Annotated in this window: 28 protein-coding genes and 1 pseudogene; 22 read left to right on the forward strand and 7 right to left on the reverse strand. The window is 73.4% G+C overall.

The window, feature by feature from the left end; genetic code table 11:
- The first annotated feature begins 41 nt into the window (after positions 1-41).
- From bioB to ACZ6CL_RS17210, 4 genes are all read left to right on the forward strand, one after another.
- Positions 42-1,268 carry a biotin synthase BioB gene (gene bioB / locus ACZ6CL_RS17195; protein ID WP_468936927.1) on the forward strand — a complete coding sequence of 409 codons (1,227 nt, stop codon included), beginning with the start codon at positions 42-44 and terminating at the stop codon, positions 1,266-1,268.
- A complete protein-coding gene (locus ACZ6CL_RS17200) occupies positions 1,261-2,577 on the forward strand; it encodes an adenosylmethionine--8-amino-7-oxononanoate transaminase (RefSeq protein WP_468936928.1) in 1,317 nt (438 codons plus the stop codon). The genes bioB and ACZ6CL_RS17200 overlap by 8 nt, the downstream gene beginning before the upstream one ends.
- 43 nt (positions 2,578-2,620) lie before the next feature.
- Complete coding sequence (bioD, locus tag ACZ6CL_RS17205; protein ID WP_468936930.1) at positions 2,621-3,355, forward strand: dethiobiotin synthase; 735 nt, start codon at positions 2,621-2,623, stop codon at positions 3,353-3,355.
- A gap of 70 nt (positions 3,356-3,425) precedes the next feature.
- Positions 3,426-4,097, forward strand: a complete 672-nt coding sequence (locus tag ACZ6CL_RS17210; protein ID WP_468936932.1) for a class I SAM-dependent methyltransferase — start codon at positions 3,426-3,428, stop codon at positions 4,095-4,097.
- 6 nt (positions 4,098-4,103) lie between these two features.
- Here ACZ6CL_RS17210 and ACZ6CL_RS17215 read toward each other — a convergent pair whose 3' ends face one another.
- Positions 4,104-4,475, reverse strand: coding sequence for a fic family toxin-antitoxin system, toxin component (locus ACZ6CL_RS17215; RefSeq protein WP_468936934.1), 372 nt, complete (start codon positions 4,473-4,475; stop codon positions 4,104-4,106).
- The gene (locus ACZ6CL_RS17220; protein WP_468936935.1) at positions 4,472-4,717 is read right to left on the reverse strand and encodes an antitoxin; all 246 of its coding nucleotides are present in this window, start codon (positions 4,715-4,717) and stop codon (positions 4,472-4,474) included. Before ACZ6CL_RS17220 ends, ACZ6CL_RS17215 begins: the two co-directional genes overlap by 4 nt.
- Before the next feature lie 100 nt (positions 4,718-4,817).
- Here ACZ6CL_RS17220 and ACZ6CL_RS17225 point away from each other — a divergent pair, with 100 nt between their 5' ends.
- From ACZ6CL_RS17225 to ACZ6CL_RS17245, 5 genes are all read left to right on the forward strand, one after another.
- Positions 4,818-5,612 carry an ABC transporter ATP-binding protein gene (locus tag ACZ6CL_RS17225; protein WP_468936937.1) on the forward strand — a complete coding sequence of 265 codons (795 nt, stop codon included), beginning with the start codon at positions 4,818-4,820 and terminating at the stop codon, positions 5,610-5,612.
- Positions 5,613-5,667: 55 nt separating this feature from the next.
- Entirely contained in the window at positions 5,668-6,567 is a 900-nt protein-coding gene (locus tag ACZ6CL_RS17230; RefSeq protein WP_468936939.1) for a TIGR03621 family F420-dependent LLM class oxidoreductase, read from the forward strand.
- 42 nt (positions 6,568-6,609) lie between these two features.
- Positions 6,610-7,035, forward strand: coding sequence for a GNAT family N-acetyltransferase (locus ACZ6CL_RS17235; protein ID WP_468936941.1), 426 nt, complete (start codon positions 6,610-6,612; stop codon positions 7,033-7,035).
- A 126-nt stretch (positions 7,036-7,161) separates the two neighbouring features.
- Positions 7,162-8,538 (forward strand): hemolysin family protein, encoded by a 1,377-nt coding sequence (locus ACZ6CL_RS17240; protein ID WP_468936942.1) that lies wholly within the window; start codon positions 7,162-7,164, stop codon positions 8,536-8,538.
- Positions 8,535-9,539, forward strand: coding sequence for a hemolysin family protein (locus tag ACZ6CL_RS17245; protein ID WP_468936943.1), 1,005 nt, complete (start codon positions 8,535-8,537; stop codon positions 9,537-9,539). Before ACZ6CL_RS17240 ends, ACZ6CL_RS17245 begins: the two co-directional genes overlap by 4 nt.
- Positions 9,540-9,629: 90 nt before the next feature.
- On the opposite strand, the gene ACZ6CL_RS17250 is transcribed toward ACZ6CL_RS17245, so the two are convergent.
- Both ACZ6CL_RS17250 and ACZ6CL_RS17255 read right to left on the reverse strand, forming a co-directional pair.
- A complete protein-coding gene (locus ACZ6CL_RS17250) occupies positions 9,630-9,851 on the reverse strand; it encodes a hypothetical protein (protein WP_039936516.1) in 222 nt (73 codons plus the stop codon).
- Between the two features lie 149 nt (positions 9,852-10,000).
- Positions 10,001-10,213 carry a hypothetical protein gene (locus ACZ6CL_RS17255; protein ID WP_468936944.1) on the reverse strand — a complete coding sequence of 71 codons (213 nt, stop codon included), beginning with the start codon at positions 10,211-10,213 and terminating at the stop codon, positions 10,001-10,003.
- A 67-nt stretch (positions 10,214-10,280) separates the two neighbouring features.
- Here ACZ6CL_RS17255 and ACZ6CL_RS17260 point away from each other — a divergent pair, with 67 nt between their 5' ends.
- From ACZ6CL_RS17260 to mug, 3 genes are all read left to right on the forward strand, one after another.
- Entirely contained in the window at positions 10,281-11,051 is a 771-nt protein-coding gene (locus ACZ6CL_RS17260) for an SGNH/GDSL hydrolase family protein (protein ID WP_468936945.1), read from the forward strand.
- Between the two features lie 83 nt (positions 11,052-11,134).
- Positions 11,135-12,568, forward strand: a complete 1,434-nt coding sequence (purB, locus tag ACZ6CL_RS17265; protein WP_468936946.1) for an adenylosuccinate lyase — start codon at positions 11,135-11,137, stop codon at positions 12,566-12,568.
- 7 nt (positions 12,569-12,575) lie between these two features.
- On the forward strand, positions 12,576-13,142 hold the full coding sequence (gene mug, locus ACZ6CL_RS17270; protein WP_468936947.1) for a G/U mismatch-specific DNA glycosylase: 567 nt from the start codon (positions 12,576-12,578) through the stop codon (positions 13,140-13,142).
- 56 nt (positions 13,143-13,198) lie between these two features.
- Here the strand turns inward: mug and ACZ6CL_RS17275 are convergent, their stop codons facing one another.
- The gene (locus ACZ6CL_RS17275) at positions 13,199-13,618 is read right to left on the reverse strand and encodes a hypothetical protein (RefSeq protein WP_468936948.1); all 420 of its coding nucleotides are present in this window, start codon (positions 13,616-13,618) and stop codon (positions 13,199-13,201) included.
- Between the two features lie 135 nt (positions 13,619-13,753).
- On the opposite strand from ACZ6CL_RS17275, the gene ACZ6CL_RS17280 reads away from it, so the two are divergent.
- Entirely contained in the window at positions 13,754-14,944 is a 1,191-nt protein-coding gene (locus ACZ6CL_RS17280) for an ROK family protein (protein WP_468936949.1), read from the forward strand.
- Positions 14,945-15,010: 66 nt separating this feature from the next.
- On the opposite strand, the gene ACZ6CL_RS17285 is transcribed toward ACZ6CL_RS17280, so the two are convergent.
- On the reverse strand, positions 15,011-15,754 hold the full coding sequence (locus ACZ6CL_RS17285; RefSeq protein ID WP_468936950.1) for a GntR family transcriptional regulator: 744 nt from the start codon (positions 15,752-15,754) through the stop codon (positions 15,011-15,013).
- Between the two features lie 170 nt (positions 15,755-15,924).
- Between ACZ6CL_RS17285 and ACZ6CL_RS17290 the strand changes: the two genes are divergently transcribed.
- Together ACZ6CL_RS17290 and ACZ6CL_RS17295 are read left to right on the forward strand one after the other, a co-directional pair.
- Positions 15,925-16,671, forward strand: coding sequence for an SDR family oxidoreductase (locus ACZ6CL_RS17290; RefSeq protein ID WP_468936951.1), 747 nt, complete (start codon positions 15,925-15,927; stop codon positions 16,669-16,671).
- A 111-nt stretch (positions 16,672-16,782) separates the two neighbouring features.
- Positions 16,783-18,366 carry an alkaline phosphatase D family protein gene (locus tag ACZ6CL_RS17295; protein ID WP_468936952.1) on the forward strand — a complete coding sequence of 528 codons (1,584 nt, stop codon included), beginning with the start codon at positions 16,783-16,785 and terminating at the stop codon, positions 18,364-18,366.
- 75 nt (positions 18,367-18,441) lie between these two features.
- Here ACZ6CL_RS17295 and ACZ6CL_RS17300 read toward each other — a convergent pair whose 3' ends face one another.
- Positions 18,442-18,915, reverse strand: coding sequence for a GNAT family N-acetyltransferase (locus ACZ6CL_RS17300; RefSeq protein ID WP_468936953.1), 474 nt, complete (start codon positions 18,913-18,915; stop codon positions 18,442-18,444).
- A gap of 133 nt (positions 18,916-19,048) precedes the next feature.
- On the opposite strand from ACZ6CL_RS17300, the gene ACZ6CL_RS17305 reads away from it, so the two are divergent.
- The 7 genes and pseudogenes from ACZ6CL_RS17305 to ACZ6CL_RS17335 all read left to right on the forward strand — a co-directional run bounded on the left by ACZ6CL_RS17305 (position 19,049) and on the right by ACZ6CL_RS17335 (position 24,594).
- Positions 19,049-19,591, forward strand: coding sequence for a DUF1990 family protein (locus tag ACZ6CL_RS17305; RefSeq protein ID WP_468936954.1), 543 nt, complete (start codon positions 19,049-19,051; stop codon positions 19,589-19,591).
- A gap of 114 nt (positions 19,592-19,705) precedes the next feature.
- On the forward strand, positions 19,706-20,995 hold the full coding sequence (locus ACZ6CL_RS17310) for a GNAT family N-acetyltransferase (RefSeq protein WP_468936955.1): 1,290 nt from the start codon (positions 19,706-19,708) through the stop codon (positions 20,993-20,995).
- A 133-nt stretch (positions 20,996-21,128) separates the two neighbouring features.
- Positions 21,129-22,811 (forward strand): DUF885 domain-containing protein, encoded by a 1,683-nt coding sequence (locus ACZ6CL_RS17315; protein ID WP_468936956.1) that lies wholly within the window; start codon positions 21,129-21,131, stop codon positions 22,809-22,811.
- 76 nt (positions 22,812-22,887) lie between these two features.
- Entirely contained in the window at positions 22,888-23,193 is a 306-nt protein-coding gene (locus ACZ6CL_RS17320) for a hypothetical protein (protein ID WP_468936957.1), read from the forward strand.
- 144 nt (positions 23,194-23,337) lie between these two features.
- A pseudogene (locus ACZ6CL_RS17325) lies at positions 23,338-23,487 on the forward strand (ATP-grasp domain-containing protein); the annotation flags it as partial.
- A 398-nt stretch (positions 23,488-23,885) separates the two neighbouring features.
- Complete coding sequence (locus ACZ6CL_RS17330) at positions 23,886-23,981, forward strand: hypothetical protein (protein WP_468936958.1); 96 nt, start codon at positions 23,886-23,888, stop codon at positions 23,979-23,981.
- Positions 23,982-24,063: 82 nt separating this feature from the next.
- A complete protein-coding gene (locus ACZ6CL_RS17335; protein WP_468936959.1) occupies positions 24,064-24,594 on the forward strand; it encodes a GNAT family N-acetyltransferase in 531 nt (176 codons plus the stop codon).
- Positions 24,595-24,597: the final 3 nt, after the last annotated feature.

Genomic DNA, 24,597 nt, shown 5'->3' on the forward strand with positions numbered 1-24,597 from the left:
CTCCTTGGCCAGGAGCGGTGGGGTAAGACAGGATCTCCGCCATGGACCTGCTGAACACGCTGGTGGACAAGGGGCTGCGGGGCGAGTCGCCGACCCGCGCAGAGGCTCTCGCGGTATTGGCGACTTCCGACGACGACGTACTGGACGTGGTGGCCGCCGCGGGCAGGGTGCGCCGTCGCTGGTTCGGGCGGCGGGTGAAGCTCAACTACCTGGTGAACCTCAAGTCCGGGCTGTGCCCCGAGGACTGCGGGTACTGCTCGCAGCGGCTCGGCTCGAAGTCCGAGATCCTCAAGTACAGCTGGCTCAAGCCGGACCAGGCGGCGGCCGCGGCGGAGGCCGGGGTCGCGGGCGGCGCCAAGCGGGTCTGCCTGGTCGCCAGCGGACGCGGGCCGACGGACCGGGACGTGGACCGGGTCTCGAAGACCATCGCCGCGATCAAGGAACAGAACGAGGACGTCGAGATCTGCGCCTGTCTCGGACTGCTGTCCGACGGCCAGGCGCAGCGGCTGCGGGACGCGGGCGCCGACGCGTACAACCACAACCTCAACACCTCCGAGGCCACGTACGGCGACATCACCACCACCCACACCTACGCCGACCGGGTCTCCACCGTGCAGCAGGCCCAGTCCGCGGGCATGTCGGCCTGCTCCGGGCTGATCGCGGGCATGGGCGAGCGCGACGAGGACCTGGTGGACGTGGTCTTCTCGCTGCGCGAGCTGAACCCGGACTCGGTGCCGGTCAACTTCCTCATCCCCATCGAGGGCACCCCGCTGGCCGGGGACTGGAACCTCACCCCGCAGCGCTGTCTGCGCATCCTCGCCATGGTGCGGTTCGTCTGCCCGGACGTGGAGGTGCGGCTCGCGGGCGGGCGCGAGATCCATCTGCGGACGCTCCAGCCGCTGGCCCTGCACCTGGCGAACTCGATCTTCCTCGGCGACTACCTGACCACCGAGGGCCAGTCGGGCAAGGACGACCTGGACATGATCGCCGACGCCGGTTTCGAGGTGGAGGGCACCGACACCAGGACACTGCCCGCGCACCGCGCCGACGCAGCTGCCGGGGGCGGCTGCGGCTCGCACGGCGCGGAGGGCGGCGGCTGCGGCCCGTGCGGTGACACGCCCGGCACCGCCGCCGACACCGAGCCCGTCGTCGAGCCGCTCGCCGCGCCCGCCGCCGAGCCGGTGGCCATGACGGCCGGGGAGTCGCACGCGGACCTGGTCGCGGTGCGCCGCCGCGGCGCGGGAACGGAACTGCCGCCCAATGCCTGAGCCGCTGACGCCCGACGCGCTGCTGGCCCTGGACCGGCAGCACGTCTGGCATCCGTACGGCCCGATGCCCGGCCGCACGGACCCCCTCGTCGTGGAATCCGCGGCCGGGGTCCGGCTGCGGCTCGCCGAACCGGCCGAGGGCGTACGGGAGCTGGTGGACGGGATGTCGTCGTGGTGGTCCGCCATCCACGGCTACAACCACCCGGTGCTCAACGAGGCGGCGCGCGGCCAGCTCGACCGGATGAGCCATGTGATGTTCGGCGGGCTCACCCATGAGCCCGCCGTGCGGCTGGCCGCCCGGCTCGTGGAGATCACGCCCGAACCGCTCCAGCACGTCTTCCTGGCCGACTCGGGCTCGGTGTCGGTCGAGGTCGCGGTCAAGATGTGCCTCCAGTACTGGCGCTCCCTCGGCCGCCCTGCCAAGCAGCGGCTGCTGACCTGGCGCGGCGGCTACCACGGCGACACCTGGCAGCCGATGGCCGTGTGCGACCCGGACGGCGGCATGCACCGGCTGTGGTCGGGCGTCCTGCCGGAGCAGATCTTCGCGGACGCGCCGCCGCCCGGCTTCGACGCCGAACCCGACCCCGCGTACGAGGCCCACGTACGCGAGCTGGTGGCCCGCCACGCCGACGAGCTGGCCGCGGTGATCGTGGAACCGGTGGTGCAGGGGGCGGGCGGTATGCGCTTCCACTCCCCCGCCCTGCTGCGGATGCTGCGCGAGGCGTGCGACGAGCACGACGTACTGCTGGTGTTCGACGAGATCGCCACCGGGTTCGGGCGCACCGGCACGCTGTTCGCGGCGGAGCACGCGGGGGTCAGCCCGGATGTGATGTGCGTGGGCAAGGCGCTGACCGGCGGTTATCTGACACTGGCCGCCACCTTGTGCACCTCGCGGCTGGCGGAGGGAATCTCGCGCGGCGAGCTTCCGGTGCTCGCCCACGGCCCGACGTTCATGGGCAACCCGCTGGCCACCGCCGTCGCGGGCGCCTCCATCGACCTGCTGCTGTCCTACGACTGGCGGCAGGAGGTCAAGCGGATCGAGACGGGGCTGCGGGACGGGCTGACGCCCGCCGCCGAGCTGCCCGGCGTACGGGACGTACGGGTGCTCGGCGCGATCGGCGTCGTCCAGCTCGACCACCCGCTGGACGACGCGGGCATGGCGGCGGCGTCCCGGGCGGCGGTGCGCGAGGGCGTCTGGCTGCGGCCGTTCCGCGACATGCTCTACACCATGCCGCCCTTCATCACAGGCGACGACGATCTGGCCCGTATCTGCGCGGCGGTACGGTCCGCCGCGGCCGTGGCGGGCTGACGCCACAACAGACAAGACAACAGCGAAAGGCGCGAAGCAATACATGTCAGTACTGGTCGTGACCGGCACCGGCACGGAGGTCGGCAAGACCGTCACCACAGCGGCCGTCGCGGCGGCCGCGCTCGCGCGCGGCCGCTCGGTCGCCGTGCTCAAACCCGCGCAGACCGGTGTGGGTCCGGACGAACCGGGCGATGCCGCCGAGGTGGTCCGGCTCGCCGGTGACGTGACCCTCCGGGAACTCGCCCGCTACCCCGAGCCGCTGGCGCCCGACACCGCGGCGCGCCGCGCCGGGCGCCCCGCCGTGCGGCCGCAGGAGATCGCGGAGGCGGCGGAGAAGCTGGCCGCCGAACACGATCTGGTGCTCGTCGAGGGCGCGGGCGGGCTGCTCGTACGGTTCGACGAGACGGGCGCGACGCTCGCCGACGCGGCCCGGCTGCTCGACGCCCCCGTCCTGGTCGTCGCCCACGCGGGGCTGGGCACGCTCAACGCCACGGCCCTCACGGCGGAGGCGCTGCGCGCCCGGGGCCTGCGCTTCCCCGGCGTCGTCATCGGCAGCTGGCCCGCCGGCGCGGACCTCGCCTCCCGCTGCAACAGGACCGACCTGCCCCGGGCGGCGGGCGCCCCGCTCCTGGGCGCCGTCCCCGCGCGGGCCGGGGCCCTTTCGCCCGCCGACTTCCGCGCGGCGGCCCCGGAGTGGCTGGCCCCGCGGCTGGACGGCGTCTGGGACGCGCGGCGGTTCACCGAAGAGCACGGCACAACGGAGGGCTTCACGGCGTAGCGGTGGGGACGGCATGGGCAGACTCCCGGTACCGGTACACAGCCGTCCCGCCGGAAAAGGGGTGTCACCCATGCCCGTCCGCCGCCTCAGGCCCCCGCGTGAAACCGTCCACCACCCTCTCTTCGCCCGCTTCTATGCCAAGGTCAGCCCGCTGGCCGACGAACGGGCCGGGGTCGCCGAACTCCGCGGCGAGCTGCTGGCCGGGCTGTCCGGCCGGGTCATCGAGATCGGCGCCGGTAACGGGCTGAACTTCGCGCACTACCCGAACACCGTCTCCGAGGTCGTCGCCATCGAGCCCGAGCGCCATCTGCGCCGCCTCGCGGTGCGGGCGGGCCACCGGGCCGACGTGCCGGTGGACGTGGCGCCCGGGGTCGCGGAGGCGCTGCCGGTCAAGAGCGAGGCGTTCGACGCGGCGGTGGCCTGCCTGGTGCTGTGTTCCGTACGGGACGTCCAGCGCGCCCTGGCGGAGCTGCTGCGGGTGCTGCGGCCGGGCGGGGAACTGCGGTTCCTGGAGCACGGACGGGCCGAGGGGCGGGCGATGGCGGCGGCACAGGGGGTGCTGGACCGGACGGTGTGGCCGCTGATGTTCGGCGGCTGCCACACGGCGCGCGACGTGCGGGCGGAGCTGGCGCGGGCCGGCTTCGAGCCCGTCACCCACCGGTCGCCGCGGCTCCCGGAGCGGGGGCTGCCGCTGCCCACATCGCCCTGCACGCTGGGCGTGGCACGGCGCCCGGCCGCATAGGCGCTGCTAGACGCTCCAGCGGCGCAGCTCGTCCGCGATCGCGTGCACATCCACCGCGCCGTCGTGCACCAGGCGCGCCAGGTCCCGCACCCGCTCCGGCGAGGTGGCCACCTTCAGCCCGCTCGCGACCAGATACGCGTACGCGACGGCCGACGCGAACAGCGCGTTCGACCGCTCCAGAGCCGGGACGAGGAGCAGCAGCTGCAACAGCGCCGCGGCCCGCTCCTGCGGGTCGGTGTAGATCGGGGTGCCGAATATCTCCGCTTCGTGGCGGCTCACGGCGGCCACCAGCACACCGTAGTCGGTGACGCGCGGGTCCCCCGGGGTGTTGTGTTCGGCGATCATCAGAAGCCAGGCGAGGTCGATACGCACGGTCAACGGCGCGTTTCGCCTCCGAGCCGCCGTCCGGGTTCCCGGCCGAACTCCTCGTCGAAGACCGACTCGTACTGCTTCATGAAGTCGGCGGCGGCCTCCACGAACTTCTGGCCCACCTCGCCCGCGTCCTGGCGGACCAGCTCTTCGATATAGCGGTTCACGCTCACGCCCCGCTGCAGTGCACGCTCCCGGGCCACCTCAGCGGTGGTCTCATCGACCCGGACGTTCAGCTGTGTCTTAGCCACACCCTCACGCTAGCGCATATTTGCTAGCGGCGCCAACGGCGCACAAAAGCGCGTCGGTCCCTACCATCGAGGGCAAACCGTTCCGACACGGGAGGCGTTTGTGTCCACACCGGCGGCAACGAAGACAGACGGGGACGCGGCGGGCGGCGCTCGCCCGGCGGCCCGGGCCCGCGGCCTGACCAAGGCGTACGGCAGCGGCGAGACCGCCGTGGTCGCCCTGGACGCGGTGGACGTGGAGATCGAGCGGGGCAGGTTCACCGCGGTGATGGGGCCGTCCGGCTCCGGCAAATCCACGCTGATGCACTGCCTGGCGGGTCTCGACACGGTCTCCGCGGGCCAGGTCTGGCTGGGCGACACCGAGATCACCGGGCTGGGCGACCGCCAGCTGACCCAGCTGCGCCGCGACCGGATCGGCTTCATGTTCCAGTCGTTCAATCTGCTGCCCACCCTGAACGCGGCCGAGAACATCACCCTGCCGATGGACATCGCGGGCCAGAAGCCCGACCCGGAGTGGCTGGAGCGGGTCATCGACACCCTCGGGCTGCGGGACCGCCTGAAGCACCGGCCCGCGCAGCTGTCCGGCGGCCAGCAGCAGCGGGTGGCCTGTGCCCGGGCGCTGGCCTCCCGCCCCGAGCTGATCTTCGCGGACGAGCCGACCGGCAACCTGGACTCGCGGGCGGGCCTGGAGGTGCTGACCTTCCTGCGCGAGGCCGTGGACGACCTGGGCCAGACGGTCGTCATGGTGACCCATGACCCGAGCGCCGCCGCCCACTCCGACCTGGTGCTCTTCCTCGACGACGGCCGGATCGTCGACCGGATGGAGCGGCCCACGGCCGAGTCGGTGCTGAACCGCATGCAGATCTTCACCCGGGCGTACGCGGCCCACGAGGGTTGACCAACGAGAGCCGTTCTCCGATACGTTCGGGGCATTCCCCGATCAAGGAGGGCTCATGGCAAGGCCGTTCCGCTTCGGAGTCAATCTGCTCTCGCTCGCCTCGGGCCCGGCATGGCGCGAGAAGTGCCGCCGCGCCGAGCATCTGGGCTACGACGTGCTCCTGGTCCCCGACCACCTGGGCATGCCCGCGCCGTTCGCGGCGCTGGTGGCCGCCGCCGAGGTCACCGAGCGGCCGCGGCTCGGCACCTTCGTCCTCAACCTGGGCTTCTGGAACCCCGCCCTGCTGGCCCGCGCCGTGGCCACCTGCGACGCGCTCACCGGGGGGCGGCTGGAGCTGGGCCTCGGGGCGGGGTATGTGCAGGCCGAGCACGACAGCGCCGGACTGCCGTTCGGGACGCCGCGCGAGCGGGTGGACCACCTGGAGCACACGGTCCGCGAGCTGGAGCGGCTGCTGACCGACCCCGACCAACAGCCGCGCCCCGCCCAGACCCCGCGCCCGCCGCTGCTGCTGGGCGGCAACGGCAACCGGCTGCTGCGGGTGGCCGCGCGCCACGCGGAGATCGCGGCCTTCACGGGCGCGGTCCAGGCCCCGGACGACGCGCCCGGCCCAATAAAGATCATCAGCCCGGAGGCGCTGGAGGAGCGGGTGGCCGCCTTTCACCGTTTCGCCGCCGAGGCCGGAAGAGAGGCGGAGCCCGCCGAGCTGAACTATCTGATCCAGAGGGTCGAGAACACCGGCGACCACCGCGCCAAGGCCCGCGAGCTCCAGCCGTACGCCCCCGACCTCACCGAGGAGCAGCTGCTGGAACACCCCGCGCTGCTGCTGGGCGACCCCAAGGACATGGCGGACCGGCTGCGGGCCCACCGCGAGCGCTTCGGCTTCTCGTACTTCACCGTGCTGGAACACAACATGGAGGCCTTCGCGCCGGTGATCGAGGAGCTGCACGGAGCGTGAAAAAGGTCGCCGGACGGCCCGGTGGTCTGGTTGGCTCGCCGCATGAATGATCTTCACATCCGCCACGCCATCCCTTCGGACGCCGATGCAGTGCTCGCCTTCTGGCGCGAGGCCGCGGAAGGTACGAGCATCAGCGACGACCGGGACGGGGTGGCCCGGCTGATCGCCCGGGACCCGGAGTCGCTGCTGCTGGCCGAGCGGGACGGGGCGCTCGCCGGGACCGTCATAGCGGGCTTCGACGGCTGGCGCTGCCATCTGTACCGGCTCGCGGTCCACCCCGCCCACCGCCGCCGGGGCGTGGCGACAGCGCTGCTCGCGGCGGCCGAGGAGCGGTTCGCGGCGCTGGGCGGGCGGCGCGGGGACGCCATGGTGCTCGACGAGAACGCGCCCGCCCACCACGCGTGGAGCGCCGCCGGGTACGCCCGGGAGCCGCAGTGGAGCCGCTGGGTGAAGCCGCTGACGTCCTGAGGCGGGGCCGTGCCTCGGCACGACGCCCCCGGCCGGGCTGCGCCGCCGCTTTACGATGAGAGTGCGCGGCGGCTCCCGTCGCGCGCTCCTCCGGGCCCTGCCGGATCATGGGACGGAGGTGAACCCATGACCGAAGTCCTCCTCCTGGCCGTGGCGCTCCTGCTGGCGCTCGCATGCGGTGGATTCGTGGCGGCGGAGTTCTCGCTGACCACGGTCGAGCGCAGCGAGCTGGACCGGGCGGTGGAGCGCGGCGAGCGCGGTGCGGACAGCGCCCTCAAGGCCGTGCGCGGTCTGACGTACCAGCTCTCGGGCGCCCAGCTCGGCATCACCGTCACCAACCTGGTCGTGGGCATGCTCGCCGAGCCGTCCATCGCCGCGCTGCTGGGCGGGCCACTGGGCGCGCTCGGGATGTCCCGCTCCGTCGCCCACACCACGGCCCTCGTCATCGGCACCGCCCTGTCGACGGTGGTGATGATGGTGATCGGCGAGCTGGTCCCCAAGAACTGGGCGATCTCCCGCCCGCTGCCGGTCGCCCGGGCCGTCGCCACCCCGCAGCGCGCCTTCAGCGCGGCCTTCCGCCCGCTGATCGCCCACCTCAACAACACCGCCAACCGCATGGTGCGCCGGATGGGTCTGGAGCCCGCCGAGGAGCTGGCCGGGGCGCGCGGCCCGCAGGAGCTGATCGCGCTCGCCCGGCACTCCGCGAAGGAGGGCGCGCTGGAGGAGGACACCGCGGAGCTGTTCGTCCGCACCCTCAATCTGGGCGAGCTGACCGCGCAGAACGTGATGACGCCCCGGCGGCAGGTGATCGCGCTGGACGTACGGGCCACCGCCGAGGACGTCGCCAACGCGACCCGCGCCACCGGGCTGTCCCGCTTCCCCGTGCACCGCGACAGCCTGGACGCGGTGGCGGGCATCGTGCACATCAAGGACGTCCTGGCGATCCCCGCCGGGGCCCGGCCGCGCCATCCGGTGTCCGAGCTGATGCGCGAGGCCCTCCTCGTCCCCGAGTCGCTCACCGTGGACCGGCTGCTGGACCGGCTCTCGGTCATGCGCAGCATGGCCGTGGTCATCGACGAGTACGGCGGCACGGCCGGTGTCGTCACCCTGGAGGACATCGTCGAGGAGGTGGTCGGCGAGGTACGCGACGAGCACGATCCCCATGAGACCCCCGATCTGGCCCCGGCGGGCGAGGACGCCGAGGGCCGGGCGGTGTACGACGCGGACGGCGCCGCCCGGGTCGATCAGCTGGAGCAGATCGGGCTGCGGGTGCCCCCGGGGCCGTACGAGACGCTGGCCGGGCTGATCGCGGCCGCGCTGGGCCGTATCCCGGTCGTGGGGGACACGGTCGAGCCGGAGGGCTGGCGGATGGAGGTGGTGAACGCGGCGGGCCACCGCGCCGCCCGGGTCCGGTTGCACGCCCCGCTCCCCCACCGCCACGAGCACCACCACGACCACCGTGGCCAGACCCGAGGCCGCGGCCACGGCGGGGCGGAACCATGACCGCCGTACAACTGCTGATCGGTCTGCTGACGCTGGTCGCGAACGCGTTCTTCGTGGGCGCCGAGTTCGCCCTGATCTCGGTGCGGCGCAGCCAGATCGAGCCGTACGCCGAGCGGGGCGACCGCCGGGCGCGAGCCGTGCTGTGGGGGCTGGAGCACGTCTCCGCGCTGCTGGCCGCCGCCCAGCTCGGCATCACGCTGTGCACGCTGGTGCTGGGCGCCGTCGCGGAACCGGCCATGGCGCATCTGCTGGAGCCGCTGTTCCACGCGGTCGGGCTGTCGCTCGGGCTGATCCACCCGATCTCGTTCGTGATCGCCCTGAGCCTGGCGACGTATCTGCACATGCTGGTCGGCGAGATGGTGCCGAAGAACGTGGCGCTGGCCGAGCCGGTGCGCACCGCGCTGCTGCTCGGGCCGCCGCTGGTGGGGCTCGCGCGGGCGCTGCGCCCGGTCATCTTCTCGGTCAACGCGTTCGCCAACGGTCTGCTGAAGCTGTTGCGGGTCGAACCCCGGGGCGAGGTGGCGGCCACGTTCTCGGATGACGAACTGGCCCGTATGGTCGCGGACTCCAGTGAGGCCGGGCTGCTGGACGACCGGGGTGCCGAGCGGCTGCGGGACGCGCTGGAGCTGGGGCGGCGGTCGGTGCGGGACGTGGTGCTGCCGATGGACCGGGTGGTCTCGGCGCGACTCGGGGTGACGCCCGAGGAGCTGGAGCGGATGTCGGCCGAAACCGGCTTCTCCCGCTTCCCCGTTACCGACGGCTCGGGGCAGATCCTGGGCTATCTGCACGTGAAGGACGCGCTGGACGAACATCCGCGCGATGTTCCGTTCCGCCCCGACCAGTTGCGGCCGGTCGCCCGGGTGCGGTCCCAGACGCCGCTGGACGACGTGCTGACCGCGATGCGCGACAGCGGAACCCATCTCGCGCCCGTGATCGACGCGGAGGGGCGGCTGGAGGGGCTGGTCACGATGGAGGACGTGCTGCGCCTCCTGGTGGCGTGACGAGCGTGCGGGCGTGACGGGCGTGCCGAGGCGACGCGCGTGACGCGGCGGCGTGACGGGGACCGGCAGGCCGGTCAGAGCGTGGCTCCGTCACTGGTCCCGTCTGGACTCATGGGCGATGATGCACGCCTGCCAGTGCGCCAGCGCCTCCTCCCGTCCGCCGCCGCCCTCTTCGGCCACGGCCAGCAGCGCGTCGGCGGCCATCGCGGCGAGCCGGACGGCGACCCGGCATACGTCGCGCGTCTCCAGCGGCTCCAGCAGGGCCGCGGCACCCTCACCGTCGTCGGCGAGGGCGGCGGCGACGATCGCCATCGTCGTACGGTCGCATTCAAAGGCATCCACGCGCACCAGACTGCCCTACTCGGCGCCGTCCGGAACCCTGCTCCGCCCAACCGAGCGACCCGTTCGTATCCGCGCGCCACCCCCGCCGCACATTCCCGGCCATACCCGGGCGGGGGCGGTCAGGGCCGACCGCCGGGCCGGGCGCCCGCCGGGTCGTAGCGGAAGACGACGTACTCGACGTGCCCGATCACCCTGGTGCGGTCCGTCCGCCGGTACAGCTCGGGCGGCCGGAAGATGTTGTCGTCGTAGATGTCCGCGCCCGGTTCGAGGTTCCAGCTCGCCGTCGTCCCGTTCCGGGCCCCGCCCTCGAAGTAGATGTGGGTCAGCGCCATGCGGCTCATGATGCGCGCGCCTCGGCCTCCGCGCAGCCCGCGTGCACCGGATAAGATCGCCCGAGTTATGCAGACGAACACCACCTATACAAGCTATGTCGCGGTCGGCGACTCCTTCACCGAGGGCATGTCCGACGTCCTCCCGGACGGCGGCTACCGCGGCTGGGCGGATCTGCTCGCCGCCCGGCTGGCGGCCCGCACCCCCGGATTCCAGTACGCCAACCTCGCCGTGCGCGGGAAGCTGATCGGCCAGATCGTGGACGAGCAGACGGGCCCGGCGGCCGCGATGGGCGCGGACCTGGTCACGCTGGTCGGCGGCGGGAACGACGTCCTGCGGCCGAAATGCGACGTCGGACGGGTGTGCGGGCTGCTGGAGGAGGCGGCCGAGCGGCTCGCGCCCAGCTGCAAGACGCTGGTGCTGATGCGCAGCCCCGGGCGGCGCGGCCCGGTGATGGAGCGGTTCGAGCCACGGATGGAGCAGCTGTTCTCCTTCGTGGACGAGCTGGCCGCACGGCATGACGCGCTGGTCGTGGACCTGTACGCCTCCGAGGCGGTCGGCGATCCCCGGATGTGGGCGGACGACCGGCTCCATCTGAACGCCGAGGGGCACCGCCGGGTCGCCGAGGCCGTATGGCAGGCGCTCGGCCATGAGCCGGAGGAGGACTGGGACGCGCCGCTGCCGCCCGCTATCCGCCCGGGCTGGCTGGCCCGCCGCACCTCGGACGCGCGGTTCGCCCGCGAGCACCTCGGCCCGTGGATCGTCCGGCGGCTGACGGGCCGTTCCTCGGGCGACGGCCGGGCGCCGAAGCGGGGCGAACTGCTGCCGTACGAGGGCTGACCGGGGCAGACCGGTGGCACCGGTCGGGCCGGACCGGTGGGCACCGGTCTGGCCTGGGGATACGGCCAGTAGACTCTGTGCACGTGACTGGTAAGCCGCGCATTCCGAACGTCCTGGCCGGCCGCTACGCCTCCGCGGAGCTGGCCGTCCTGTGGTCCCCCGAGTACAAGGTGACGCTGGAGCGGCGGCTGTGGCTCGCCGTACTGCGTGCCCAGAAGGACCTGGGCATCGAGGTGCCGGACACGGCCCTCGCCGACTACGAGCGGGTCCTGGAGGACGTCGACCTCGCCTCGATCGCCGAGCGCGAGAAGGTCACCCGGCACGACGTGAAGGCCCGCATCGAGGAGTTCAACGCCCTCGCCGGCCATGAGCACGTCCACAAGGGCATGACCTCCCGCGACCTGACCGAGAACGTCGAGCAGCTGCAGATCCGGCTCTCCCTGGAGCTGGTGCGGGACCGTACGGTCGCCGTGCTGGCCCGGCTCGGCAAGCTGGCCGCCGACCACGCCGAGCTGGTGATGGCGGGCCGCTCGCACAACGTCGCCGCGCAGGCCACCACGCTCGGCAAGCGCTTCGCGACCGCGGCGGACGAGCTGGTGGTGGCCTACGGGCGGCTGGAGGAGCTGCTCGGCCGGTACCCGCTGCGCGGCATCAAGGGCCCGGTCGGCACCGCGCAGGACATGCTGGACCTGCTGGGCGGCGACGCCCAGAAGCTGGCCGAGCTGGAGCGCCGGATCGCCGGTCACCTGGGCTTCGCGCAGGCGTTCACCTCGGTCGGCCAGGTCTACCCGCGCTCGGTGGACTACGAGGTCGTCACCGCTCTGGTGCAGCTGGCCGCGGCCCCGTCCTCGCTGGCCAAGACGATCCGGCTGATGGCCGGGCACGAGCTGGTGACCGAGGGCTTCAAGCCGGGCCAGGTCGGCTCGTCCGCGATGCCGCACAAGATGAACACCCGCTCCTGCGAGCGCGTCAACGGCCTCGCCGTGATCCTGCGCGGCTACGCCTCGATGACCGGCGAGCTGGCGGGCGACCAGTGGAACGAGGGCGACGTGTCCTGCTCGGTGGTGCGCCGGGTCGCGCTGCCGGACGCGTTCTTCGCCTTCGACGGGCTGCTGGAGACCTTCCTGACCGTGCTCGACGAGTTCGGCGCCTTCCCCGCCGTCGTCGCCCGCGAGCTGGACCGCTACCTGCCCTTCCTCGCCACCACCAAGGTGCTGATGGGCGCCGTGCGGGCCGGGGTGGGCCGCGAGATCGCCCATGAGGCGATCAAGGAGCACGCGGTCGCCGCCGCCCTCGCGATGCGCGAGCAGGGCGCCGAGCGCAACGAGCTGCTCGACTCCCTCGCCGCCGATGAGCGGATTCCGCTGGACCGGGCGGAGCTGGAGGCGCTGATGGCCGACAAGCTGTCCTTCACGGGCGCGGCCGCCGACCAGGTCGGCGCGGTGGTCGCCCGGATCGAGGAGATCGCCAAGCAGCACCCCGAGGCCGCGGCGTACGCACCGGGCTCGATCCTCTGACGCCCCCGTGACCCCCGACGAGCTGGAGGCCGCCCGCGACCGCATCGTCCCCGATGTGGTCGGGGACGGTCTGCGGGTCCTCTTCTGCGGCATCAACCCCGGGCTGATGACCGCCGCCACCGGCCACCACTTCGCCCGCCCCGGCAACCGGTTCTGGCCTGTGCTCCACGCGTCGGGGTTCACCCCTCGGCTGCTGCACCCCTCCGAGCAGGGGGAGCTTCCGTCGTACGGGCTGGGCATCACCAATGTGGTTTCCCGGGCCAGCGCCCGGGCCGACGAGCTGTCGGACGAGGAGTACCGGGAGGGCGGCCGGATCCTGGAGGAGAAGGTCCGCCGTCTGCGGCCGCGCTGGCTCGCGGTGGCCGGGGTCACCGCCTACCGGGTCGCGTTCGGCGACAAGCGGGCGAAGATCGGCCCGCAGGAACGGACGATCGGGGACACCCGCGTCTGGGCCCTGCCCAACCCCAGCGGGCTCAACGCGCACTGGACGAAGGCGGCGATGGCGGAGGAGTACGCCCGGCTGCGCGCCGCCGCCGAGGCGGACGCGGGCGCGGCGGGCCAGGGCGCCTCCTGACGTTCAGCCGACGCCCGGGGTCAGCCGACGCCCCGACGTCACGCGACGCCCCCAGGTCAGCCGACGCCCGACTCCCCTATCGCCACCAGCAGCTGGAACGGCAGCTCCCGGTCGCCCTGCCCCACCCCCAGGCCGACCCAGCGCCCCTCCACGCGCCAGACGTACAGCTCGGGCACATATCCGCACAGGGCATCCAGCGGCGGCGGCACCGGCTCCCCCAGCGCCGAACGCTCCAGGACGTCCGCGAGGTCGAGAACCCTGGGGGTGCCCCACCGTAAGGTCAGCACCTGGACGAGGACGCCCAGCTCGGCCTCGAACTCCTCCAGCACCTCCTCCACCCGGGTCAGATCCGCGTCCCAGAAGTCCTCGCTCACCCGGAGGTCGGCGACATGGAACCCCGGACCGCGGCGCTGCGCGGGAAAGTCCCGGGCGCGCAGGGCGTCGATCGTGGCCAGGTGGTCCGCCGTACTGGTCATGCCATCAGTAAACAACCCGGGACCGACATCTGGCCGCCCGTCAGGTGCCGGGGCGTACGCGGGTTCGCGGGTGGCTCGCCGCGCCCGCTCCCAGCAGATACGATCCGGCACACACTCAGTGGGAGGGGGACCGACGTGGGGCGGCTGACCGGCGGGGATCCGTCCCTGCTGCGGCGCATCAACTCCGCCGTGGTGCTGCAGGCGCTGCGCGCCGCCACCGCTTCCGCTCCGCCGGACGCCGCCTCCGCGTCCCTCACCGACCTCACCCTGGCCACCGGTCTGTCCCGTCCCACGGTCGAGGGCGTGGTGGACGGGCTGATCGACAGCGGGCTCGCGGCGGAGGTGCCCGCCGAGGAGGGCGGGGTCCGCCGCCAGGGCCGCCCCGCGCGCCGCTTCCGCTTCCGCGCCGAGGCCGGACATCTGCTGGGCATAGAGATAGGAGCGCACCGGGTCGCCGCCCTGCTGTCGGACCTGGACGGGCGGGCGCTCGGCTCGACGGTGCGCGAGGTGTCCGAGAAGGCACCGGCGGACGAACGGCTGGACCGGGTGCGGGCCGCCGCCACGGAGCTTCTCCGGCGCGCCGGGGTCGCGCGCCCCTCGCTGCGGGCGGTCGGGGTGGGCAGCCCCGGCATCGTGGAGGCCGACGGCACCGTCCATCTGTGCACCGCCCTGCCGGGCTGGACGGGCCTGCCGCTCGGCGAGCGGCTGCGGCACTCCTTCCAGTGCCCGGTGCTGGTGGAGAACGACGCGAACACGGCGGCCGTGGCCGAGCACTGGAAGGGCGCCGCGACCGGCTCCGACGACGTGGTCTTCGTCCTGGCCGGGCTGAGCCCGGGCGCCGGTTCGCTGATCGGCGGGCGGCTGCACCGCGGCTACGGCGGCGCGGCCGGGGAGATCGGCGCGCTGCATCTGCTGGGCCGCGAGGCCAGCCCGGAAGAGGTGCTCTCCACCACCGGCGAACCGCTGAACCCGCTGGACGAGGCGCAGGTCGTACGGGTCTTCGCGCTCGCCCGGGACGGCGACGCGCGGGCCCGCGCGGCCGTGGACCGCTTCGTCCGGCGGCTGGTGCACGACACGGCGGCCCTGGTGCTGGCGCTCGACCCCGAGGTGGTCGTGGTGGGCGGCTGGGCCGCGGACCTCGACGGCATGCTGGATCCGCTCCGCGACGAGCTGGCCCGCTACTGCCTGCGCCCGCCGCAGGTCGCCCAGTCGCTGCTGGGCGAGGCCGCGGTGACGACGGGCGCACTGCGGCTGGCGCTGGACCATGTGGAGGCGGAGCTGTTCGCGGTGGACAGCACGGTCACCGCTCGCCGCGCCGGTCGCTGAGTCCCGGCCGGATCCTTACGGTCCGGGTCCTTACGGGCGGGCCGGACCCTTACGGGGCGGGCCGGATCAGCCCGCCAGCAGCTCGACGCCGCTCGGGTCGCCGAAGGTGAGGCGGCAGGTGTCGGCGCGGTACGTGGCCACGGCGACCGCCGCGGTGCGGTTCTCCGTGATGTAGCGGGTGGTCACCACGAGGACGGGGGCCCCGGGCAGCCGGTCCAGCTCCTTGGCGTCGTCCGCTCGCGCCGATCCCAGCTCCACCGACTGCTCCCGGCCCTCCAGCTTCAGGCGGCTCAGCTCGCGCAGCACGGCACGGGCGCGGGCCAGCCCGCTCGGAGTCTCGATGGCGGCGAGACCGGGAACGGACGCGGCCGGTACGTACAGCAGCTCGGCGGCGAGCGGCTGGCCCTGGCTCACCCGGGTGCGCCGCACCTGGTGCACGGAGGCGTCGGGCTCGGTGTCGAGGAGCCGCACGACCGCGGCGGGCGGCACGGCCTGGACGCTGTCGACGCAGGCCCAGGCGTCGTCGCCCGCCTCGGTCCAGGTGTGGGTGTAGTCCCCGACGGCCACGCCGACCCGCGGCGGCGCGACGGTGGTCCCGACCCCACGGCGGCGCTGCAGCCTGCCCTCCAGCTCCAGCTGTTCGAGGGCCTGCCGGAGGGTGGCGCGGGCGACACCGAAGCGGGCGGCCAGCTCACGCTCGTTGGGCAGGATCTCCCCGACCGCGAACTCCGAGTCCAGCGCGTCGCTGAGCACGGTCTTCAGATGCCAGTACTTCGGCTCCGGCACCGAGTCGAGCTGCGTGGTCCCCACCCTGATCTCCCCCAGTCGTCCCGTGCTTCTTTATGCGCGCTTCTTTATTAAACCTTGTTGCAGTATCAATGTGACCATAGGGCGGGGTGCACACTTGGTCAAGACCAATGCACGATCAGCTATCGTCATGATCATTCCATCAGGGACGCATCGGGGCGGGAGCTGAGGCAATGGACCAGGTCACGGTCGTGACAGGCGGCAGCCGTGGGATCGGGGCGGCGGTGGCGGTGCGGCTGGCGCGCGCCGGGCACAGCGTCGCCATCGGCTACGAGCAGGCGCGGGAGGCCGCCGAGCGGTGCGCGGAACTGGTGCGCGCGGAGGGGGTGCGGGCCACCGTCGTCCAGGCCGACACGAGCGTCGCGGAGCAGGTCGAGGCGATGTTCGACGCGGTGCGGGAGGAGCTGGGCCCGGTCACCGGGCTGGTCAACAACGCCGGGGTCACCGGGCCGTTGGGCCGTTTCACCGAGACGTCGCCCGAGGTGATGCGGCGGGTCGTGGACGTCAACGTGACCGGCGCCCTGCTGTGCGCGCGGCGCGCGGCGCGCGAGATGTCCACCCGGCACGGCGGCCAGGGCGGCGCCATCGTGAACATCTCCTCCGGCGCGGCGACGACCGGCAGCCCCGGGGAGTACGTGCACTACGCGGCCAGCAAGGCGGCCGTGGACGCGATGACGGTGGGCCTGTCGAAGGAACTGGCCGCGGAGGGCGTCCGGGTCAACTCGGTCCAGCCGGGCATGACGCTGACCGATATCCATGCCCAGATGGGTGACCCCGAGCGGCCGTGGCGGAACCGCGACCGGGTGCCGATGGGACGGCCGGGCGAGCCGGAGGAGGTCGCGGGCGCGGTGGCGTGGCTGCTCTCCCCGGAGGCGTCGTACACCACGGGAGCGGTGCTGCGGGTGGCGGGCGGGTTGTAGCCCTGCCTCGTCGGAAGAGCCTGCTGTTTACTGTGCGTTCGGGAATGAGGCATCTCGCACCGATAGCAACGGACCAGCACAGCTGTTCTACGAGCAACGGGAGGCTCCACCATGGCGCGGGAATCCGGCAGAAGGATCGGGCGGCGTTCGGTACTGCAGGGGTCGGCGGCCGCGTCCGCGGCGCTGGCGCTGCCCGCCGCGGCGTCGGGGGTGGCATCGGCGGCGCCCGCGCAGGCGCTGTCGGGCCGCCCGAGCGCCCGGTGGGGCGTGCAGACCGGGGACGTGACGTCGTCGTCGGGCCTGGTGTGGGTGCGCTCCGACCGGCCCGCCCGGATGATCGTGGAGACCTCCGCCACGGAGTCCTTCGCGCGCCCGCGCCGCTGGCAGGGCCCGCTGGTCGGGCCGGGCACGGACTTCACCGGCCGCACCGCGCTGCACGGTCTGCCGTCCGGCAGCCAGGTGCACTACCGGGTGCTGCTCGCCGACCCGGAGGACCCGCGCCGCACCGGCGAGCCGGTGTACGGGACGTTCCGTACGGTGCCCGAGCGCCGCAAGGGCGTGCGCTTCGTCTGGTCGGGCGACCTGGCGGGGCAGGGCTGGGGCATCAACCCGGACCAGGGCGGCTACCGCGTCTTCGAGGAGATGCGGCGCCGCGACCCGGACTTCTTCCTGTGCAGCGGCGACAACATCTACGCCGACGGCCCGCTGACCGAGACCGTCAAACTGCCCGACGGCTCGACCTGGCGGAACCTCATGACGCCGGAGAAGTCCAAGGTCGCCGAGACCCTGGACGAGTACCGCGGCAACTTCCGCTACAACCTGCTGGACACCAACCTGCGCCGGTTCCACGCCGAGGTGCCGACCATCACCCAGTGGGACGACCACGAGGTGCTGAACAACTGGTACCCGGGCGAGATCCTGGCCGACGACCGCTACACCGAGAAGAAGGTGGACGTGCTGGCGGCCCACGCCCGGCAGGCGTTCGCCGAGTACTTCCCGATCAGCACGCTGCGGCCGGACGCGAGCGGCCGGGTGTACCGGGTCCAGCACCACGGCCCGCTGCTCGACGTCTTCGTGCTGGACTGCCGTACGTACCGGGACGCCAACTCGCCCGGCCGCCAGCCTGAGGACACCCAGGGCATCCTGGGCGCCGAGCAGCTGACGTGGCTGAAGCGGGAGCTGTCGCGGTCGCGCGCGGTGTGGAAGGTGATCGCCTGCGACATGCCGCTGGGCCTGGTGGTCCCGGACGGGAAGAGCGACTTCGAGGCGGTGGCCCAGGGCGACCCGGGCGCCCCGCTCGGCCGCGAACTGCAGCTCGCGGAGCTGCTGCGGCACATCAAGCACCAGAAGATCACCGGCACGGTGTGGCTGACGGCCGATGTCCACTACACCTCGGCGCAGCACTACGACCCGTCGCGGGCGGTGTTCAAGGACTTCGCGCCGTTCTGGGAGTTCGTCACCGGCCCCCTGAACGCGGGGTCCTTCCCGGCGGTGAAGCTGGACGGCACGTTCGGCCCGGAGCAGCCGTTCGTCAAGGCGCCGGACCGGGCGAACGTCTCGCCCGCCGAGGGCTACCAGTTCTACGGCGAGGTGGAGATCGACGGCGACAGCGGCGAGCTGACGGTCCGGCTGCTGGAGGTGGGCGGCGCGGTGCTGTACACCAAGGCGCTCAAGCCGGGGCTGGTCGGCCAGTAGCGCGAGCCCGCGAGTACGGTGCGCGCCCCCTTCCGGGGCGCGCACCCCGACGGGCGGTCGCGAGGGCTCGGCCGGTTAAGGCCGCGAGACGTTGAGCGGCAGATCTCGGTGGAAGACGGCCATCGGCCGGCCGGGGCCGTTGTAGTCGTCGACGATCTTCGCGTCGAAGCCGAGGCTGCGGTGGAAGGCGATCGAGCCGGTGTTCTCGATCGACGTGATCGCCTTCAACTGCTGTGCGCCGTGACGTTCCGCTGCCTCAGCGAACGCCGTGTACAGGCGACGCCCCAGACCGGTGGTGCGGGCGTCGTCCCGGGTGGCGATCAGATGCACATACCCGGTGCCGTCCGGGGTGACGAACCCGAAGATGTACCCACGGATTCCGTCCTCGGCTCGGGCGACCAAGCACGTGGAACCGAACTCCTGCACCAGTGCCAGAAGGTGCAGTGATCGAAGATCGCGTTCGCCCCAGTAACGCGAGTGATCAGTCAGGACCTGGTGGAAGTCGGCCACCCCGGCTCGTGCGATGTGTATCCCCATGATGGGGATCATGGCAGGCGCCGTGGCCGGACAGGCGAGGGTCCGCACGGGTTGGGCACGTCGTGATGCTGCCGCACGCCGCTCTGGCACAGCTGTAAGGCATGGACCGCTCCACCGCCTCCCCGGGGCGCGTACCGTACCGCCCATGACCTCCTCCGTTCCGCCCTCCGGCCTCACCTATCCGGAGGTGGGCGCCACTCGGCGCCGGCCGCTGCCCGCCGGATACGGCCATCTGCGGGTGCGGACCCGGGTCGGGGCGGGGCCCGAGGTGTTCGCGGCCGCGGGGCGCGCGGTGCTGGACTGGCGGATGCACCGGGCGGTCGGGGTCACGGTCCGCGCCGACGGGCCCGCCGCCGAGGGGCGGACGGTCGTGGTCGGGCTGGGGGCCGGGCCGCTGCGGCTGCGCGCGCCGTGCGCGGTGGTGTGGACGGTGGCGGACGGGACGCGGACCGGCTTCGCGTACGGCACGCTGCCGGGCCATCCGGAGCGGGGCGAGGAGTCGTTCGTGGTGAGCCTGGAGCGGGACGGCTCGGTATGGCTGACGGTCACGGCGTTCAGCCGCCCGGCGGTGCGGCTGACCCGGGTGGTGGCGCCACTGGTGCCGTACTTCCAGCGGGCGTACGCGCGCCGCTGCGGGCGGGTGCTGCGGCGGCTGGCGGGCGGGACCGCGAAATCCGCCTCCCGTTGATTTCGTGACCCTTTAGTATCGGACAAAATGAGCTTCTCCGAGCAGATGCACACTTAACCCATAGGTCACAGAGCGTTTGTGATCACGCAACACCCTTGCGCGAGGCTGTTTTCCATGACTCCTCGAGCGACATCCGACCACCGCCCCACCCGGCTCCGCGACGGCTGGCGGCTGCCCACCTGGTGGCGCCGACTACACGGCCACGCCCCGCCGGTGCCGGAATCCTCACCGGAGCCCGCGGACGACATGCGGACCGATGCGGCCGAGGCCGCGGGCACCCCGGAGAACTCCCCGCAGGAAGACACCGCCACCGCGCTGTGGCGCATACGGACGACCGTACGGGACGAGCCCGGCACCCTGGCCTCGCTGTGCGGGGCGCTGGCCGGTCACCGGGTCGACATCCTGTCGCTGCAGACCCATCCGCTGGCCGACGGGACCGTGGACGAGTTCCTGCTGCGCGCCCCCGCCGCCGTACCCGTCGACGAGCTGAAGCGCGCGATCGCCGCCGGGGGCGGCAGCGACACCTGGATCGAGCGCGCCGACGCCCACGATCTGGTGGACGCGCCGACCCGGGTACTGACGCTGGCGACCCGTACCGCGCTGGACGGCGCCGAACTGCCGCTGGCACTGCGCCAGTTGCTCGGCCGCTGCACCCTCCACTCGCTTCCGGCCACCTCGCTCGGCGGCCGCCCGCTGGCCGACGCGCCGCCGGTCGAGGGGGTGCTGGAGGAGACGGTGATGCGGCTGCGGGACCCGTCCGGCGGGGCGCTCATCATCGAGCGGCCGCATCTGCCGTTCACCCCGACCGAGTTCGCGCGCGCCCGCGCGCTGGTCGAGCTGGACGCCCGGCTCGGCCCTCGGCTGCCGCACCGCCGCGATGTGCTGACGCTGCCCGAGGGCAACGAGGTCACCGTACGCCGGGCCGACACCCGGGACCTGGAGGCGGCCCGCGCGATGCACGAGCGCTGCTCACCCGCCACGCTCGGCGGGCGCTACCACGGCCCGGTCGGCGACGCCGACCGCTATCTGGACCATCTGCTCAGCCCGCGCTTCGGCCGCACCCTCGCCGCGTACACCGCCTCCGGACGGCTGGTCGCCCTCGGCCATCTGCTGTGGGACGGGGACGAGACCGAGGTCGCGCTGATCGTCGAGGACGCGTGGCAGCGGCGCGGCATCGGCGGGGAGCTGCTGCGGCGGCTGGTCGCGATGGCCGTCGAGACGGGCAGCGGATGCGTGTACGCGGTCACCCGGTCGGCCAACACCGGGATGGTCGCGGCGATGCGCGGGCTCGGGCTGCCGCTGGACTACCAGATCGAGCAGGGCACGCTCGTGATCACCGCCCAGCTCGACCCCGCGCAGGTCCCCGCCCCGGCCCCTGCCCCTGCCCCGCAGACCGGCGGCTGAGCGGACGGCCGGGGCCCGTCGCCACGTGGCCGGCCGGGGCCAGGCGCGGGTCCCCGGCCGCGTCCCGGCCGCGCGGGCGCGTGACATGCCTACGCTGATGACGACGCGCCCCCGGCCGTACGAGGATGGCCCCATGTCCGATTCCAAGAACGCTCCGCTGCCCCGACAGGTCGCCGACGCCTATGTCGACGCCCTCATCGAACTCGATCCGATCACCGGCACCTTCCTGGGCGTTCCCGAGAGCGCACGCCGTCTGCCCGACTTCTCCCCCACGGGCGCCGAGGCCGCCGCCGAGCTGGCGCGCACCACCCTGGAGCGGCTGGCCGAGGCCGAGGCGCGGCCCGGCGCGGACAGCGACGCCGAGCGGCGCTGCGGACGGCTGCTGCGGGAGCGGCTGACCGCCGAACTCGCCGTGCACGAGGCCCATGAGCCGCTGCGCGCGGTCAGCAATCTGCACTCCCCGCTGCACTCGGTGCGCAGCGTCTTCACCGTGATGCCGACCGCCACCGACGACGACTGGTCGGCGATCGCGGCCCGGCTGCGTACCGTGCCCGGCGCGCTGGAGGGCTATCGCGCCTCGCTCGCCGAGGGGCTGCGGCGCGAGCTGCCCGCGGGGCCGCGGCAGGTGGCCACGGTCCTCGGCCAGCTGGAGGAGTGGATCGGCACCGACGGCGGCTGGTTCGCCGACTTCACCGCCGAGGGGCCGGACGCGCTGCGCACCGAGCTGGACGAGGCGGCGGCCGCGGCCACCGAGGCGCTGGCCGCCCTCCGCGACTGGCTGCGAGACGTCTACGGCCCGGGCGTCGAGGGCGCCCCGGAGGTGGTGGGGCGCGAGCGCTACCAGCGCTGGTCCCGCATGTGGAACGGCACCGACCTGGACCTGGACGAGGCGTACGCGTACGGCTGGGCCGAATACCACCGCATCCACGCCGAGATGCGCACCGAGGCGGAGAAGATCCTGCCCGGTTCCACCCCGTGGGAGGCGCTGCGCCACCTCGACGAGCACGGCGCGCACATCGAGGGCGTCGAGGAGACCCGGGTCTGGCTGCAGGAGCTGATGGACGAGGCCATCGAGCAGCTGGACGGCACCCACTTCGACCTCGCCGAGCGGGTCAAGCGGGTCGAGTCGATGATCGCCCCGCCCGGGAGTGCGGCCGCCCCGTACTACACCCAGCCGTCGGTGGACTTCTCCCGCCCGGGCCGCACCTGGCTGCCCACCATGGGCGAGACCCGCTTCCCCGTCTACGACCTGGTCTCGACCTGGTACCACGAGGGTGTCCCCGGCCACCATCTGCAGCTCGCCCAGTGGGCCCATGTCGCCGACCGGCTCTCCCGCTACCAGGCCACGGTCGGCATGGTCAGCGCCAACGCCGAGGGCTGGGCGCTGTACGCGGAGCGGCTGATGGACGAGCTGGGCTATCTGACCGACCCGGAGCGGCGGCTCGGCTACCTCGACGCGCAGATGATGCGGGCGCTGCGGGTGATCGTCGACATCGGCATGCACCTGGAGCTGGAGATCCCCGGCCACTCGCCCTTCCACCCCGGTGAGCGCTGGACGCCGGAGCTGGCGCGGGAGTTCTTCGGGCAGCACTGCGGCCGCCCCGCGGAGTTCCTCGACAGCGAGCTGGTGCGCTACCTGGGCATGCCGGGCCAGGCCATCGGCTACAAGCTGGGCGAGCGGGCCTGGCTGACCGGGCGGGAGGCGGCCCGTAAGGCGCACGGCGACGCCTTCGACGCCAAGAAGTGGCACATGGCGGCCCTGTCCCAGGGGTCGCTGGGACTGGACGACCTGGTGGCGGAGCTGTCCGCGCTCTGACGGCCCAAAGGGGGCGGCCGGACGGTATCCGCAATCGTGTTGTGCCCCGGCCGCCCCGCTTTCCAGGGTCCGTCTCATGCGTCCCGTCTTCCTCTTCTCCCGCGATCCGCTGGCACCGCGCCGCGTCGACCCCGAGTTCGCGGAGGAGGCCCGGACCGTGCGCGCCACCGGGGCGGCGGTCGCGCCCGTCGACCACGAGGCCCTGATCGCCGGGGACGCGCCGGGCGCGGTGGGCGGTGGCCCGGGGCGAGCGCGGCGCCGGTCCCGTCTGGTACCGCGGCTGGATGCTGCCCGCCGGGCGGTACGCCGAACTGTCCGCAGCCCTCGCCGACCGCGGCCACACCCCGCTCACCTCGCCCGAGCGGTACCGCACCGCGCATGAACTCCCCGGCTGGTACGACGTCTTCGTCCCGCTGACCCGGCGCAGCGCCTGGCTGCCGCTGCCGCCCGGCCGGGCGGTGGAGCCGGACGCGCTGGCGCGGCTGGCCGCGCGGCTCGGCGGGGCGGGTCCTGCGGTGGTGAAGGACTGGTCAGGTCCCGCAAACACGAGTGGTCCGAGGCGTGTTACGTCCCCGACCTCGCCGACACCGCCCGGCTGGCCTCGGTGGTCGCCCGCTTCGTGGAGCTGCAGGGCGACTACCTCACCGGGGGCGTGGTGCTGCGCGCGTACGAGCCGTACCGGCCGGTGGGCGAGGCCCGGGTCTGGTGGCTCGACGGCGAACCGGCCCGAGGGGGTGTCTTGTCGATCAGGCCGGATCAGCGAGCGGCGTCTGGTGCAGGGGCACCTCCCAGCGGTAGCCGGGGGAGCATCGCAACCCGCGTGAGGAGAGCGCAGGGGGCACCTCCCAGCGGTAGCTGGGGGAGGCGCTGCGTGCGACGAGCGCGGGGCCGCGAGGTGCCGTGCCAGGCGTCGGGAGCCCGGCATGATCGGCAAGACACCCCCCTAGGCCCCCACCCCGACACGCCCGGCCTGACCCCCGACCCGGACCTGTCCGAGGTGGCCCCGGCCGTCCGCCAGCTGGCCTGCCGCTTCATGACCACGGAGCTCGCCTGCGCGAGGACGGCCGCTGGCGCGTGGTGGAGGCGGGAGACGCCCAGGTCAGCGGCCTGCCGCGGACCACCGATGCCAAGCCCCTGTTCACCGCCCTCACCACGGCCGCCGCCCGCTAGGACCATGCCACGGCGCCCGGCCGAGTACAGTCTCGCTGGGCCGCGCGCACCTCGCCGCGGCCCCGGCGAGGAAGGGCCCCAGGTGGCGTACCAGCAGGCGCACGAGAACGGCCGGTTCGTAGTGCGGAACGACCGGATGACGCTGCGCGAGCACACGCCCGGGGACGCGGCCGTCGTGGCCGACGGCAAGCCCGGCGATCTGGACTGGATCGACGGGGTCCCCGGCGACGCGTCCATCGGTGCCGCCGGAATGACCGCGCGCGCGGCGGCGGCGGGGTACTACCAGTCCCCCTGGGGCACCTACGCCATCCTGCGCGCGGAGGACGACGTCGCCCTCGGCAGCATCGGCTTCCACGGCCCGCCCGCGCCCGGCGAGTTCGAGGTGGAGGTCGGCTACGACCTGTCCCACTCCGCGCGCGGCGCGGGCTGGGCGACCGGTGCGCTGCGGCTGCTGATGGAGTGGGCGGCGGAGCGGGAGGAGGTCCGTACCGTCATCGCGACCACCGAGCCGTGGAACATCCCCTCCCAGCGGGTGCTGGTCCGCGCGGACTTCGCGCGCACGGCGGACCGCGGCGACCTGTACGTCTACCGGCGCGCCGCGACCCGCGCCTGAGGC

Source organism: Streptomyces sp. NPDC041200 (assembly GCF_055591805.1).